The organism is Gellertiella sp. DMC107, from assembly GCF_056313605.1.
Window position 1 is genome coordinate 34,363 of record NZ_JBQUZZ010000007.1, and the last position, 14,957, is coordinate 49,319.

Below are 14,957 nucleotides of genomic sequence, written 5' to 3' on the forward strand. Positions count from 1 at the left end.
GCTCAACCCAGCTCGGCCAGCGGCTGGCCGGCCATGACCGGTTCCTCGTCATCGGCGAGGAAGGCGGTGAGCGTGCCGGCCTGTTCCGCCTTGACCTCGTTGAAGCTCTTCATCACCTCGATGAGACCGATGACATCGCCGACCGCAACGGCGTCGCCGACACTCTTGTAGGCGGGCGCATCCGGCGACGGCTTCCGGTAGAAGGTGCCGGGAAGCGGCGAGAGCAGTTGCTTGGACATGGACGATCCCCTTTTATAGTCTTTCTTGCACTCAGTTGGTCAGCGCGCCGCGCACGGCGGTGGCGATCTCGACGGCGTTCGGCGTATCCGAATGGACGCAGATCGTATCGGCCTTGACCTCGATGTCGATGCCGCCGACGCTTTTCACCCGGCCTTCTGTCACGGCCCGGCGACAGATTGCGGCAGCCTTTTCCGGATTCTTCGCCTCATGCTCGCGCGTGATGATCAGGCCGCCCTGGTCGTTGTAGTCGAGATCGGCATAGAATTCGGCGATGAAGGTGTGGCCGCGCTCCGTATAGATCGTCTCGTGCAGCGTGTTGATCATGCCGAGCAGCGGCACGCGGAACACATCCGCCGCATCGCAGATCGCATGGGCCACGTCTTCCATCCGCGCCGCCATGCCATAGAGCGAGCCATGCGGCTTGATGTGATTGAGGGTAAGCCCTTCGGCTTCCAGGAAGCCCTTCAGCGCGCCGACCTGATAGATGATGCAATTGGCCAGTTCTTCGCGGCCGATCTTCATCTCGCGGCGGCCGAAACCCTGCAGGTCGGGCAGGGAGGGATGAGCGCCCACGCGCACGCCGTGCCGCTTGGCCAGCTTTACCGTGGAGCGCATGTGGTTGAAATCGGAAGCATGGAAGCCGCAGGCGACATTCGCGATGTCGATCAGCGGCATGAGGCCCTCGTCGTCGCCCATCCGGTAGAGACCGAAAGCTTCGCCCATGTCGCAATTCAATGTTGCCACAGCAATCCTCCAGATTTTCCTGTTCCCGGCCGGTTTTCCCGGCTTTTGAAGAGACCTTGCCGCAGCACGGAAACATTGTAAAATACGAAGAAGTGATCCCTCGTATCAAAAAAACAGATAATGCCCCTTTCGATCAAACAGGTCCGCTATTTCATCGCCACGGCCGATTCCGGGCAGGTTTCGCAGGCCGCGATCCTGCTCAATGTCTCGCAATCGGCGGTGACGACGGCGATCAAGCAGCTGGAGGACACGCTGGGCGTGAGCCTTTTCCGGCGGCTCTCCACGGGCGTGGTGCTGACGGCGGAAGGATCGCGCTTTCTCACCCATGCGCGCAACGTGATGGCGGCGGTGAATTCCGCCGAGCGGGCGCCGCTGACGGAGGAGACCGCGCTTTCCGGCGTGGTGCGCGTCGGCGCCACCTACACGGTTCTCGGCTATTTCCTGCCGCGGCTTCATGCCCGTTTTGCCCGCACCTATCCGAAGATCCGGGTGGAATTGCAGGAACTGCCCCGCGACCTTCTGGAGGAAAGGCTGAACGACGGCTCGCTCGATATGGCGGTGATGCTGGTTTCCAACCTCAGGGACAAGGCCCACCTGGCCTTCGAAACCCTGCTGCAATCGCGGCGAAGGCTGTGGCTGCCGGCGGAGCATCCGCTGCTTTCGGTGGAGACCGTGACGCTGGAGGATGTTTCGAAGGAGCCCTATGTGATGCTGACCGTGGACGAGGCCAACCAGACGGCGGGACGCTACTGGCAGCAGGCGGGGCTGGCGCCGAACGTGATCTTTTCCACCTCCTCGGTGGAGGCGGTGCGAAGCTTCGTGGCGGATGGCATCGGCGTGACCATCCTGTCCGACATGGTCTATCGCCCCTGGTCGCTGGAAGGACAGCGGATCGAGCTTCGCAACGTGGTGGCGGAAATCCCCACCATGGATATCGGTGTCGCCTGGAACCGGGCGGTGCCGCAATCGCCCGCCACCCGCACCTTTGCCGAATTTCTCAGCCTGTCCTTCGGTGGCGGCATACCGCTCTGAGGCCCAGGCCTGCGTTCAGGGCACCGTTTCGAGATCGGTGGCCCGGAATTCGTCCGCGGTCGCGAGGATGGGGACGGCGTGGTAACGGGCGCAGGCATAATGAAGGCAATCGCCCAGATTGAGGCCATGCCGGCCGCTGCGGTAAAGATGCGCCGCCCGGAGCGCCAGGCGCGTGGCCTCCGCCGCCGGCGGAAGATCCCGGACCTCGATGCGGCGGGCCGCCAGAAATTCCATGACCAGCGGTTCGACCTCGGCGACGGGCCGATCGAACTTGTCCGGGCGGGCGAGGCCCAGAACCGTTTCCAGCACGGCGACCGGCGAGGTGAAGGGGTGGCGGGCCGCCTGGATGGCCGCCGAGACGCGCTCCGCCTCGGGCTCGTCCGAGAGCAGGGCTATGATGGCGCAGGCATCGATATACATCAGCCTTCGTTCCAGAGATCGTCGAAGACCGCGCGCGGCAGAGGCCGGCGGGCCTGCTCTTTCAGGAGAATGCCGCGTCCGGCGCGCAGCCGCGCCGCCGTTTCCCGCGGGGTTTCCGCCTGCAGCCGCCGGTCGATCGCTTCCCGCATGGCGATCACGATGGCATCGGTGATGCCGACGCCGGTCATTTCCGCAAATTTCCGGGTCAGGGCATCCGCCTCGGGATTGTTGACATTGATGGCCATGGCCGGCTCCATGTAGATGAATTCATCCATCAATGTAGAGGAGTTTCCCCGCTTTTCCAAGAGCGGCCGGTTGCCGACGGAAAAGGGCGGAGGGCGTCCCCGGCCCATCCGCCCTTTTCGCCCGGCGAACCGCGCCGCGCGGTGCTCAGCCGAGCCATGTCCCCACCACCAGCAGACAGAACGGAAGCGCCAGAATGGGCGCGAGAAGCCAGCGGGCCTGATAGATACTGTTGTCCATGATCCTTCTCCTTTGGCGTTGCGGGAGCCGGTCCGCGTGACCGGACCGGCCCTGCAGGTCTCAGCCCGATCAGGCGGTGATGACGTAGACGATCACGTAGCGCTTCGGATCGACGATCACGATGCGGCCGTCCTCCAGCACGAAGAAGCGATAGTGCTTGTACTTCGGGACGATCTTGATGATGCGCGGCGGAAGCGGCTGCAGATGCACCTTCTTCGGCACTTCCACACCAACCGTCACGTCGAAATCCACCTGCGTGACGGGTTCGACCTTCACATCCTGGATGACCTGGCGGATTTCCGTGGTCTGCTCGGTGGTGATGTTGACCTCGTTTTCCACGTTCACGTTGGTTTCGGTGTTCTGCGCGGTTCCGGACTGGTCCGTGCTCTGGCTTCCGCTGGCGCTGCCGGAGGTATCCGTACCGCTGCTACCCGACGGGGTCGTGCCGCTTTCATCGCCGGTCGAAGGCGTGGTTGCGGTGCCCGAGCCGGAACCGCTCGTATCGGACGATGTCCCGCTTTCGCTGCCGGACGCCGAGCCGCTGCCGGACGTGGAGCCCTCTGTCGTCGCGCCGCCGCTGGTGGTGCCGGAGGCACCGTCCGTGGTGGTTGCGCCCTCCGATCCCGAAGCATCCGGCGTGGGTGTCGCGGTCTCGCCCGAGCCTGACGCACCGGCGCTTCCGTCGGTGGCCGTTCCGCTGGAACCGTCCGTGCTACCGCCCTGCCCCTGCTGGGGGAGGACCGGCGGGGTGGTCTGCGCGAACGCCGGGAGGGAGGCGAGCGGCGCCGTGCCGATGGCAAGCGCTGCGAGGAGCGCGCGGTGACTGTTCTTTGTCCACATGGTCTTGGCCTTTCTGAAGGCCGCACGCCCCACCCGCCCGCGCTTGCGGCGCGGCGTCAGAGGAAACGATGCGGCAGGGAGGGAAGAGAAAGGGGGAGAGCGCGCGGCTCTCCCCCGAGGGTCAGTTGATCACCTGGATGACCTTCCGCGAGGAGGGTTCGACGATCACCCGCTCGTCATTGACGATGGCATAGGCATATTTCGGATTGTCCGGCACGGGAGTGACCATCACCGTTTCCGGCAGGGCCACGCCCACGGCGACCTTTTCCTTCACGACGACCTTTTCAGGGGCCGGCGCTTCCTGGACATACTGGACCACCTGGCGCGGCGGCGGGTCGATGGCGGTGCCCACCAGGGCGCCCGCGACACCGCCGACGGCAGCGCCGACCGGCCCGCCCACAATGGCGCCCGTCACGGCACCACCTGCAGCGCCGTTCACGGTGGAGGACTGGGCGAGAGCAGGGCCCGACATCAGGATCGCGGCGGCGGCCGCGGTTACAAGCAACTTCGGGAGCATGATCTTCTCCTTTTTCATCATGGGTGCAGTCCCTATGACCGCTGGGAAACCAACGTGCCGGAACCGGTGACGTTCCGGCGCCCGGACCTCAGTCGGGGACACCCCGGACTTTCGTCGGGGGTCGGAAAAACGGGCCATACGGAACGAATGGGCGGGGCTTTGCGCTTTGATCCGGAATGATCCTGCATGCATGGAGTGCCCGGCTGCAATGAGACCGAGGGTAAGCTGGAATGCCCGTTCGCTTGCCTGCCAGTTCTTTCTGGCAGGCGGGGCCGTGTCCGTCGGCGCCATGGCGCTGGTGGGGCTGGTGGTCACCCATCTGATCGAAGAGGCCGTCATTCACAATTCCGGGGCCGCAACGGCCCTTTACGTGGACAGCGTCGTGGCGCCGCTTCTGCCGGACATGCAGGCCGAGGCGGTGCTCGACGACGTCACCGCCCGCGCGCTCGACGAAACGCTCGGCGAAGGCGCGCTGGGCGCGCGCCTTCTCTCCTTCAAGCTCTGGCGGGGCGACGGCACCATCCTCTATTCCCGGCAGAAGGATCTGGTCGGCCGCAAATTCCCCGTCAACGAGAAGCTCCGGCGGGCCTTTGCCGGCAAGCTGATCGCCCGCTATGGCGCGGCGGACGATCCGGAAAACCAGGCGGAGAACACCGCCGGCCGCTCGGTGATGGAAATCTACAATCCGGTGCTCCAGCCCTGGTCGGGAAAGGCGGTGGCGGTGCTGGAATTCTACGAGAACGCGGATGGCCTTCAGGAAAGCCTGCGACGTGCCCGATTGACCAGCTGGCTTGCGGTCGCGGGGGTGACGGCCGTGTTCTTTCTCATTCTGTCCGTGCTGGTGCTGCGCGGCAGCCGCACCATCGAGAGCCAGCGCGCGGCGCTGAACGGCCGCATTGCGGAGCTGTCCGCCCTCCTCGAGGAAAATCGCAGTCTGCAGCAGCGGCTGAAACGGGCCTCGCAGCGGGCGGCGGCCCTCAACGAGACCTATCTGCGCAGCATCGGCACCGATCTGCATGACGGCCCCCTGCAGCACATCGCCTATGCCTCCATGCGGCTCGACAGCGATCTCTTTCACCGGAGCGGGACACCGTTGCAGACACTGACGGCGGAAATCGACTGGATCCGCTCCAGCCTGGCCGAGGCGACGGCGGAAATCCGCAATCTGTGCCGGGGCCTGATGCTGCCCGAAATCGACAATGCGGGGCTTGCCGACATCGTGGCGCGGGTGGTGTCGGCCCATCGGGAAAAGACCCGCAGCACCGTGGAAACCCAGGTGCAGGAGGACGATCCGGACCTCGCGCCGGCGATCCGCATCTGCATCTACCGTTTCATCCAGGAAGCGCTGAACAATGCCTTCCGCCACACGGGCGGGGCGGGGCAGAAAGTCCGGGCGGTGGCGAGAAACGGGCATGTGGAGGTGGAGGTCCGCGACAGCGGACCGGGCTTCGATCCCGCCGAAATCAGGCCCACCAGCCTCGGCCTCGTCGGGCTGCGGGAGCGGATCAACAGTCTCGGGGGAGAATTCGACATTCACACCGGGCCGGGCGGAACCACCGTCAGCATGAGGTTCGGCCCCTTGGAAGGAGAAGACCGATGGACGGGATCAGAATAGGCGTGGTGGACGATCATCCGCTGTTTCGGGAAGGCGTGGTGCGCAGTCTTTCCGAAATTGCGGGCTTTTCGATCGTCGGGGAAGGCGCTTGCCGCGACGATGCCCGCGCCATCGCCGCCGAGGCGCGGCCCGATGTGCTGCTGCTCGATATTTCCATGCCCGGCGGCGGACTGGTGGCGATCGTCGACGTGCTTGAGACCAGCCCCGCGACCCGGGTTCTGATGCTGACCGCCTCGGAGGAGGCCGAAGCGCTGATGACCGCCCTCAGCCGGGGGGCGCGGGGTTATGTGCTGAAGGGGGTGGGCGCGCGCAGTCTCGGCGAGGCGATCCGCACCGTGCATGGCGGCGCGCGCTATGTCAGCCCGCTTCTCTCGGCAAAGGTTCTGGAAGGCTCGCTGCATCCCGACAGCTCCGAAAGGGCCTGCCTGACGCCCCGCGAACAGGACGTGATCGAACTGGTCGGCCAGGGCCTCTCCAACAAGCAGATCGGCCTGAAGCTCGACCTCCAGGAAAAGACGGTGAAGCATCACATGACCCAGATTCTGGCCAAGCTGGGTCTCAGCAACCGGACCGAGGCAGCCCTTTACTGGCGTGACCGGGGCTAGGGTATGTCGAGGAAAACCATGGTCCCGGTCTTCGGTCCGGGCAGGCACTAGCGCAGATAATCGCCGAGGCGCTGGCGGTCGGCCGGGGTTGCGGGTCGGCTGATGATCCGCCGGCCCCGCCTGTCCCGCATCGTGTAGGTCTGGCTGCGCAGCGTTTCGCTGATGCCGTTGGCGTGGCGGACCTCGATCGATCCGTCCGGGCGGGCGGAGGCTTCGGCCTCGCGGTCGGGCGGCTCCGGTGCGCCTTCGCCGGGCCCGGTCCCGCTTCCGTTGTCCCCGCTCTTTCCGCCGTTTCCTTCGCCTTCGCCTTCGCCCTCTCCCTCGCCGCCTTCGCCCACGCCGCCATCGGTCTCGCCTCCGTGGCCGCTTCCGCCGCCACGGCCCTCGCCCTTGCCCTCGCCTTTTCCCTCACCCTTTCCCTCGCCTTTGGCGGCGAGGGCGGGTGAAAGGGCAAGGCCGGTGGCATTGAGCGAAAAGGGTGAGGCGGCGGCCAGAAGACCAAGGGCGGAGACGGCAAAAAGGCCAAGCCCGGCCCTTCTGCTCACGACGATCCCTTCTCCTGTCTTCTCCGCTTTGCCCATGGTCACTGCCCCTTGCCTGATCCTCGACCTCTTAAGATAAGGCCGAAAATGCTCACGGGGAGTCCGGTGGGACCATGGTCCGGCGGGAAGGCGGACCATGGTCCGCCTGCAGGCAGTCCGGCGGGGCGCTTCAGGCGGCCAGCGTACCGCGCCGCTGCGGACCCGCCGCAGCGGCCGGCGAGCCCGGCTCGCGGATGGCCTTGCGGCGGTTCAGCTTGAACTTGCCGACCTGTACGGCTAGAGCCTCCGCCTGGGCGTTCAGCGAACGGCTGAGGGCCGCGGTTTCTTCCGCCATGGCGGCATTCTGCTGCGTCGAGCTGTCGAGCTGCTGGATCGCCTGCGAGGTCTCGATCAGGCTGACCGACTGTTCGCGGATACCGGTGGCGATGGAATCGATATTCGTATCGATGGCATGGACGAATTCGTTGATTTCCTGAAGCGCCTGACCGGTCTGCTGCACCAGGCCGACGCCCTGCTGGACTTCCCGCGACGAGCTTTCGATGAGGGCCTTGATCTGCTGCGCGGCCGCGGCCGAGCGCTGGGCAAGCTCCCGCACTTCCATGGCCACCACCGCAAAGCCCTTGCCGGCCTCCCCCGCACGGGCGGCTTCCACACCCGCATTGAGCGCGAGCAGGTTCGTCTGGAAGGCGATGCTGTTGATCACGGCGATGATCTGCGAAATCTCTCCGGCCGATTGTTCGATCCGGCCCATGGCCGCCACTGCATCCGTGACGATGCCGCTGGAAGCGCCGGCGCGCACGCGGGCATCGCCCGCGAGCTGGCGGGTTTCCTCGGCATTCTGGGTGAGCTGGCGGACCGTGACGGTGATCTGCTCCAGCGCGGCCGCCGCCTGTTCGAGAGAGGCCGCCTGCTGCTCGGACCGCAGGGACATGCTCTCGGAACCCGAGCTCAGCTCCGCGCTGCTTTCCTGGATATCGACGGTGCCGGCGAGAACCTGTTCCAGCGTCACCTGGAAGGCGGCGATGGAGCTGTTGAAGTCCTTGCGGATCTGCTCGAACTCGACGGTGAAGGGCTCGTCCAGCGTCATGCGGATATTGCATTCGGACAGGCGCTTCAGACCGGCGCCGAGCTGCTCGACCACCGCCGTCACGCTGGCTGCCCTTTCGCTGGCATCGGCCTCCCGCTCGGCCTGCAGCAGCAGATCGCGTTCCGCCTGCAGGACCCGCTCCTTTTCGGCGGCCTGGAGGGCCAGGGCATTGTCCCTGAAGCGCGTGACCGCCCGGCTGATCTCGCCCAGGAGGTCACGCCGCTCGCCGAGCGGCACGTCCTGATCGATCTTGCCGGCAGCGATGTCGACCAGGGCGTGGACGACGGCCCGCGCCGGGCGGACGAAGCGCAGGTCTGCCAGCCAGATGGCGGCAATGGTCAGCGCCGTGACAATCCAGATGACCGCGAAAATGACGGTTTCACGCGTCCCGAGCTCAACGATTTCAGGTGCATTTTCAAAGGTTTGGTTCGGCAGACCGCGCCACAGCATCCACTCCGCCTGCGCATCCGGGATCGAGATGGGCAAGGCTTCGGAATAGAGGAGGGACGGATCCGGCTTGCCGGACAGCAGGCTCGCCTCCGACAGTTTGGCCTGACCGGGATTGGCGGCATAGACGGCGAAATTCTGGCCCTTGCTGACCAGCGCCGCATGGGTATCGGGCAGGATCTTTTCCAGCACCCGCAACCGCACGATGGCAGAGACGACGCCGCCGAACTTGCCGTCCCGATGGAAATAGGGAACGGAGAAGACGATGCCCTGGCGGTCGTAATCCTTCAGCGTCTTGTTGAAATCCGTATTGTCGCAGGTAATGACGGGGCTGCCGGAGACCATGGGCACGTTCAGGCCGTCGACCTTCTCGGAGGTCGGGTAAGCCTGCTTGAGATAGGCGATCTGCCGGGCGATCAGCACATATTCCTCGTCCTCCACTTCCGGCTGGCCGGACTCGTCGCCCGTGGACGCGGTCTCGAACACGTCGCCGGCAATCAGCTCGTCATACATCATGGCGGGCTCTTCCGCCTTGCCGGTGTCCGGATCGATCTTGCCGGGGGTGAACTCCGCCGGCACGAAATAGACTTCCGACACGCTGACATTGGACGCAAGGTTGTTATAGACCTGCTGGATGGTCTGCCGGGCGCTTTCGCCCACATTCGAGGCGTGACGATCCAGCGAGCGAATATCGGGCAGGAAGGACAGGGTGCGGATATTCTGGTAGACCTGCGTCAGCGCACCCGTCGCCACATCGACGTCGAGCCGTGTATTGGCCCGTTCCTCCGCCTTCAGCTTCTCGATGGCCTGGGTCTTTTGCTGCTGGATCAGCAGATGGAGCCCGTAGGAGCCGGATACGGCTGCCGCGAGGACGATCGCCGTACCCCAGGCCGCGAAGCCCAACCGCCATCCAGAAACCACTGACATTACAACCCCCGATATGAATATGCCTAAATAATAGAATTAGTGAATGAATCTTAAAATTATGTATAAAAGATAGTGTACATTATACCTCTTGTAGAGGAATGCCCTGGAACAGGCGTCTGCGGCCGCTCAATGGTCGGCGATGACATCCAGGAAGGCGGCGCCGTAGCGGTCGAGCTTGGAGTGGCCGACGCCCGGCAGCGCCAGAAGACCGTCCGGGGTCAGCGGCCGTTCGGTGGCCATGGCCACGAGGGTCGTATCCGGGAAGATCACATAGGGTGGCACACCGGCCTCCCGCGCCAGCTCGGTGCGGGTCGCACGGAGTTTGTCGAACAGCTGCAGGTCGTCGCCTTCAAGCCCGGCCCGGGCCTTCTGGGAAGAGGGGGTTCCTGTGCGGGCGGCCTTGCCCTTGGTGGGCCGATCCTTGCGGAAGGAAACCGGGCGCTCGTGGCGAAAGACGGCCCGCGCCTCTTCCGGCACCAGCTTGAGCGCGCCATGGGCGGCATGGTCCACCTGGATCAGCCCGGCCGCCAGCAGCTGCCGGAAGACCGATTGCCAGGTCTTGGCCGGAATATCCTTTCCGGCGCCGAAAACCGGCATCTCCGTGTGGCCGAAACGGATCGTCCGCTCGTTTTCCACACCGGTGAGCACGTCGATCACATGGCCGGCGCCGAAGCGTTCCCCGGTGCGATAGACGGCGGCCAGCGCCTTGATGGCGGCCTCGGTGCCATCCCATGTTTCGACCGGCTTGAGGCAGGTATCGCAATTGCCGCAGCCGCCGGGATGGGCTTCGCCAAAATGGGAGAGGATCGCCTGCCGGCGGCAGAGCGGCGTTTCGCAAATGGCGAGCAGGGCATTGAGCTTGGCCCGTTCCACCCGCTTGATCTCGGGCGCGGAACCGGATTCGTCGATCATCCGGCCGCGCTGGATCACATCCGCCATGCCATAGGCCATCCAGACCTCGGAGGGCATGCCGTCGCGCCCGGCCCGACCGGTTTCCTGATAATAGGCCTCGACCGAGCCCGGCAGGTCGAGATGGGCGACATAGCGCACATTCGGCTTGTCAATGCCCATGCCGAAGGCAACGGTCGCCACAAGGCACAGTTCCTCTTCCCTGAGGAAGGCGTCCTGATGGCGATTGCGGATCTCCCGCTCCATGCCGGCGTGATAGGGCAGCGCGTGGATGCCCTGCTGGTTCAGCCAGTCGGCGGTTTCCTCCACCTTGGCGCGGGACAGGCAGTAGACGATGCCGCTGGCCCCCCGGTGGCGGCCGAGGAAACGCAGCAACTGCTGGCGCGGCTGGTCGCGCTCGACGATCTCGTAGGTGAGGTTCGGCCGGTCGAAGGAGGTGGTGAACACCTTTGCCTGACGCAGCTCCAGACGCTCGATAATGTCTTCGCGCGTATGGGGATCGGCCGTCGCGGTCAGCGCGATGCGGGGGACACCGGGATAGTCGGCGGCGAGCTTGCCGAGTTCGCGATATTCCGGCCGGAAATCATGACCCCACTGGGAGACGCAATGGGCTTCGTCAATGGCGATCAGCGACAGCTTTGCCGGGCCGATCAGGTCGCGGAAGCCCGGCGTGACGATCCGTTCCGGGGTGACATAGAGAAGATCCAGCTGGCCCGCCTGCAACTGCCGGCGCACATCCAGAAATTCTTCCCGGCTCAACTGGGAATTGATTGCCGCCGCCCGGACGCCGAGCTGGGCAAGCGCCGCCACCTGATCCCGCATCAGCGCGATCAGCGGCGACACGACGAGCCCCACCCCCTCCCGGCAAAGGGCCGGGATCTGGAAGCAGAGCGACTTTCCGGCCCCGGTCGGAAAGAGGACGACCGCATCGCCTCCCCCCATGATTTCCGCCACCACTTCCGCCTGCCGGCCCCGAAACCCCGAATAGCCGTAGATCCGCCGCAAAACGTCCAGCGGATCGGAGGAAGCCCGGCTGTCGAACAGCGCGGCCGTGGTGGATTCGGTCGGTCTCATGCGGCCTTCCCTATCACGGCCCCGTCCCCCGATGCGACCCCCGATGGCCGCGGCCGGGACGCTATCCCGGGAATTCGCCGGCGCCGGGCGGATCGAAAAGTCGCCTCAGCCGCTCCCCTCGCCCGCCGGATCGGCAAAATCCCTGCGGGTGATGCCGTAGCGCTGCAGCTTGTCGTAGAAGGTTTTGCGGGGAATGCCGAGCGCGGCGATGGTCTCCTGCACATTGCCGCCACAGGCCGAGAGCGTTTCCCGAATCATCTCCGCCTCGATCTGCTGCATCCGCTCCGGAAGGGAGCCCGCGACGGGCGTGGTTCCCCCGCCCGTCCTGCCGGCGTCGCGCGGCAAATCCAGCCCGAGCACCAGACGTTCGGCGAAATGGGCAAGCTCGCGCACATTTCCCGGCCAGTCATGCCGGCCGAGCCAGGACAGCAGGGGGCCATCGAGCGGCGGCGCCGGGCGGCCGAAGCGCCGCGCCGCCCGATCGGCAAAATAGCTGTAGAGCAGCGGTATGTCGTCCCGCCTCTTGCGCAAGGGCGGAATGGTCAGCGACACCACGTTGAGGCGATAATAGAGGTCTTCCCGGAACCCCTGGCGCTGGGCGGGATCGGAAAGATCCACCTTGGCCGCCGCGACGATGCGGAGGTCGACGGGCCGCACCTCGTTGGTGCCGAGCGGCGTCACCTCCCGCATTTCTAGCACGCGCAGCATCTGGATCTGGGTGGAGGCGGGCATGCTTTCCAGCTCGTCGAGGAACAGCGTGCCGCCGCTCGAATGCTCGATGCGGCCGATGCGCCGTTTCTGGGCGCCGGTGAAGGCGCCGGCCTCATGGCCGAAAAGCTCGCTGTCGATCACCTGCTCGGGCAGCGCACCGCAGTTCAGCGCCACGAAATTGCCCCGCGCCCGCCGGCTCCAGCCATGCAGCAGCCGGGCCACCACTTCCTTGCCGCTGCCGGTCTCGCCGGTAACGAGCACATCCACATCCGTATCGGCGATCTGGCGGAGGGTCTGGCGGAGCCGGTTCATGACCGGCGTCTGGCCGATCAGCGGGAAATCCTCCTCTGCCGCGCGCGCCGCCTCCCGCAGGCGCCGGTTCTCCAGCACCAGCCGGCGCTTTTCCGCAGCCCGGCGCACGCACTGGATCAGCCGTTCCGACGGGAAGGGCTTGGCGATGAAATCATAAACCCCGTCCTGGATCGCCTTCACCGCCGTATCGATATCGCCATGGCCGGTAACGAGAATGACGGGAATATCCGGATCGAGCGCGCGGATGCGCCCGAAAAGCTGAAGGCCGTCCAGACCGGGCATGCGGATATCCGACACCACGACCCCCGGAAAATCGGCGGCCAGCAGGCCAAGCGCCTCGCTTGCCGTGCCGAGCGCCGTCACGTCGAAATCGGCAAGCTCCAGCGTCTGCGCGGTGGCGTGGAGCAGCTGCCGGTCGTCATCCACCAGAAGAACGGGCACGGTCATTCGCTGACCCTCCTCAGAAAGACCCGGAAAACCGCACCGCCGCTGCCGCTTTCCACCTCCAGCGTCCCGCCATAATCGGAGACGATGTCCTTGGCGATGACGAGGCCGAGACCGAGACCCTTTTCCTTGGAGGTGTTGAAGGGCTCGAAGAGATGGTCGGCAATGGACGCGGGAAGGCCGGGTCCGTTGTCGCGGACTTCGATGACGACCCTGTCCCCTGTTCCGTCCGTCCGCACCTCGACCCGCCCGTCGGCGCGACCGTCCACCGCTTCCAGCGCATTCTGGAAGAGATTGATCAGTACCTGTTCCAGCCGCAGCCGGTTGGCATGGACCCGAAGCGGCTCGGGCTCGGCGACGATCACGAGCCGGTCCAGCCGCCCGGTGAAACGGCTGCGCAGCAGCAGCGCCGCCCCCGCGACCGCATCGCGGACGAGGACCGGCTCCTCACCGGTGCGCCCCTTGCGGGCCAGCGCCTTCAGATCCTCGGTGATGGTGGCGATGCGTTCGGTCAGGCCGGAAATATGGTCGAGATTTTCCTGCGCCTTTTCCATCTTCTGGCGTTCGAGGAAGGTCCGGGCATTATCCGCATAGGCGCGGATGGTGGCGAGCGGCTGGTTGATCTCATGGGCGACCCCCGCCGCGACCTGACCCAGAATGGAAAGCCGGTTCGCCTGGACGAGATCCTGCTGCACCGCCTGAAGGCGGATTTCCGTCGCCTTCTGCTCGGCAAGAGCCGCTTCCAGCCGGTCGCGAGCCTCGCTGAGGTCGCGCGTGCGCTCGGTGACGCGCCGTTCCAGCTCCTCGCGGGCAGCCTGCTCCCGGGCGATCCGGGCAGCCCCCGCCTGCACGCGCCGCAGCCAGGCGGCCGCCAGAAGCGCGACAAGGCCGAGGGCGAGCAGCACGGCCAGCCGCGCCTCGCGGGTGGCGGCGGCCAGCACCTTGCCGGTCGGCAGGAGATAGTCGAACGTCCATGGCGTCGAGGCGACCGGCAGGCTGACGCGCAGGAACCGGTCCGCCTTGCCGCCCGGCAGCAGCACGTCGAGCAAGTCGCTGCCCTCCCCGCCTGTGATCGGCAGCCGGGCCAGCGGTGCCTCGCCGAATTGCAGGCTGTCGCGGATCGCGGAAAGGGCTGCGGCGGGCAGCGTTTCGGTGGTCATGAAGCGCCAGGACGGAATGCTCGTGATCAGCACGACATGATTGGCATCGGCCACATAGGCCGGACGATCCGCCTCCTGCCAGGCCCTTTCCAGCGCATCGAACTCCATTTTCACCACCACGACGCCGAGGGGCTGGTCGGCCGGGCCGATCCGCTGGGAAATATAGAGACCCGGCCGCTTGCTGACGGAGCCGAGGGCGAAATGCTCCGCCCGCCCCTCCTTCATCGCCCGGGAGAAATAGGGCCGGAAGGAATAATCCTTGCCGACGAAGCTCGTCGGTTCGCGGAAATTGCTGGCTGAGATGGCCACGCCCCTCTTGTCGATCACATAGATCACCGCCGCGCCGGTGCCGGATACCAGGTCCTCCAGCTTGCGGTCGAGCGCGGCGCGCCCTGCGGGATCGGCATCGAGAAGGGCATCGGACAGGTCCCGGTCCCGGGAGAGCAAGAGGGGCAGCGCCCGGGGACGTTCCAGAACCGCCTGCAAGAGCGCGACCTTCAGGCGGGCATCGGTTTCGCCCTGCTGCTTCAGGCCGGCAAGCGCCACCGAGCGGCCATAGAGCCCCGCGCCATAGAGCGCACCGACACCCAGCAGCAGGAAGAGACCGGCAAAGACCAGCCATTGCCGCCGCGCCCGGCGGGCAAAGCCCGATTGGGGATCCTCTTCGCGTGCCTGATCCATGCGGATAGTTGAGCATTAAATTGCACACTGCGCAACGGATTTTGTGCGGTATTTCGCACAAATGGCTCGATCCGTTCGCGGGCCGGAAATTTTAAGCGTTGTTTTTCAACACCTTAATCCAACCCTCCGACACTGGCACGCGCGTTGCAAAGAGAAGGGCAATGCAG

The 14,957-nt window shown here is 65.6% G+C and carries 14 protein-coding genes; 3 read left to right on the forward strand and 11 right to left on the reverse strand.

Annotation, left to right across the window (positions count from 1 at the left end; all coding sequences use genetic code 11):
- Positions 1 to 2: 2 nt before the first annotated feature.
- Positions 3 to 239 carry an acetyl-CoA carboxylase gene (locus tag ACT54B_RS19765; protein WP_476047454.1) on the reverse strand — a complete coding sequence of 79 codons (237 nt, stop codon included), beginning with the start codon at positions 237 to 239 and terminating at the stop codon, positions 3 to 5.
- A 31-nt stretch (positions 240 to 270) separates the two neighbouring features.
- Positions 271 to 984: a LamB/YcsF family protein gene (locus tag ACT54B_RS19770; RefSeq protein ID WP_476047456.1), complete on the reverse strand. Its 714-nt coding sequence runs from the start codon at positions 982 to 984 to the stop codon at positions 271 to 273.
- Between the two features lie 120 nt (positions 985 to 1,104).
- On the opposite strand from ACT54B_RS19770, the gene ACT54B_RS19775 reads away from it, so the two are divergent.
- A complete protein-coding gene (locus ACT54B_RS19775) occupies positions 1,105 to 2,016 on the forward strand; it encodes a LysR family transcriptional regulator (RefSeq protein ID WP_476047458.1) in 912 nt (303 codons plus the stop codon).
- 15 nt (positions 2,017 to 2,031) lie between these two features.
- Here the strand turns inward: ACT54B_RS19775 and ACT54B_RS19780 are convergent, their stop codons facing one another.
- From ACT54B_RS19780 to ACT54B_RS19795, 4 genes are all read right to left on the reverse strand, one after another.
- Positions 2,032 to 2,436 carry a type II toxin-antitoxin system VapC family toxin gene (locus ACT54B_RS19780; RefSeq protein ID WP_476047460.1) on the reverse strand — a complete coding sequence of 135 codons (405 nt, stop codon included), beginning with the start codon at positions 2,434 to 2,436 and terminating at the stop codon, positions 2,032 to 2,034.
- Positions 2,436 to 2,681, reverse strand: a complete 246-nt coding sequence (locus tag ACT54B_RS19785) for a type II toxin-antitoxin system VapB family antitoxin (protein WP_476047745.1) — start codon at positions 2,679 to 2,681, stop codon at positions 2,436 to 2,438. Before ACT54B_RS19785 ends, ACT54B_RS19780 begins: the two co-directional genes overlap by 1 nt.
- 307 nt (positions 2,682 to 2,988) lie before the next feature.
- On the reverse strand, positions 2,989 to 3,759 hold the full coding sequence (locus ACT54B_RS19790; RefSeq protein WP_476047462.1) for a DUF1236 domain-containing protein: 771 nt from the start codon (positions 3,757 to 3,759) through the stop codon (positions 2,989 to 2,991).
- A 121-nt stretch (positions 3,760 to 3,880) separates the two neighbouring features.
- A complete protein-coding gene (locus ACT54B_RS19795) occupies positions 3,881 to 4,276 on the reverse strand; it encodes a DUF1236 domain-containing protein (protein WP_476047464.1) in 396 nt (131 codons plus the stop codon).
- A gap of 208 nt (positions 4,277 to 4,484) precedes the next feature.
- Between ACT54B_RS19795 and ACT54B_RS19800 the strand changes: the two genes are divergently transcribed.
- Entirely contained in the window at positions 4,485 to 5,891 is a 1,407-nt protein-coding gene (locus ACT54B_RS19800; RefSeq protein WP_476047466.1) for a sensor histidine kinase, read from the forward strand.
- Complete coding sequence (locus ACT54B_RS19805; protein ID WP_476047468.1) at positions 5,873 to 6,496, forward strand: response regulator; 624 nt, start codon at positions 5,873 to 5,875, stop codon at positions 6,494 to 6,496. Before ACT54B_RS19800 ends, ACT54B_RS19805 begins: the two co-directional genes overlap by 19 nt.
- A gap of 47 nt (positions 6,497 to 6,543) precedes the next feature.
- On the opposite strand, the gene ACT54B_RS19810 is transcribed toward ACT54B_RS19805, so the two are convergent.
- From ACT54B_RS19810 to ACT54B_RS19830, 5 genes are all read right to left on the reverse strand, one after another.
- Positions 6,544 to 7,041: a hypothetical protein gene (locus tag ACT54B_RS19810; RefSeq protein ID WP_476047470.1), complete on the reverse strand. Its 498-nt coding sequence runs from the start codon at positions 7,039 to 7,041 to the stop codon at positions 6,544 to 6,546.
- 166 nt (positions 7,042 to 7,207) lie between these two features.
- Complete coding sequence (locus ACT54B_RS19815; RefSeq protein WP_476047471.1) at positions 7,208 to 9,499, reverse strand: methyl-accepting chemotaxis protein; 2,292 nt, start codon at positions 9,497 to 9,499, stop codon at positions 7,208 to 7,210.
- Between the two features lie 126 nt (positions 9,500 to 9,625).
- Positions 9,626 to 11,482 carry a DNA helicase RecQ gene (gene recQ, locus ACT54B_RS19820; protein ID WP_476047473.1) on the reverse strand — a complete coding sequence of 619 codons (1,857 nt, stop codon included), beginning with the start codon at positions 11,480 to 11,482 and terminating at the stop codon, positions 9,626 to 9,628.
- Positions 11,483 to 11,587: 105 nt separating this feature from the next.
- The gene (locus ACT54B_RS19825) at positions 11,588 to 12,952 is read right to left on the reverse strand and encodes a sigma-54-dependent transcriptional regulator (RefSeq protein ID WP_476047474.1); all 1,365 of its coding nucleotides are present in this window, start codon (positions 12,950 to 12,952) and stop codon (positions 11,588 to 11,590) included.
- Positions 12,949 to 14,790 (reverse strand): sensor histidine kinase, encoded by a 1,842-nt coding sequence (locus ACT54B_RS19830; protein WP_476047476.1) that lies wholly within the window; start codon positions 14,788 to 14,790, stop codon positions 12,949 to 12,951. The genes ACT54B_RS19825 and ACT54B_RS19830 overlap by 4 nt, the downstream gene beginning before the upstream one ends.
- Between the last annotated feature and the right edge of the window lie 167 nt (positions 14,791 to 14,957).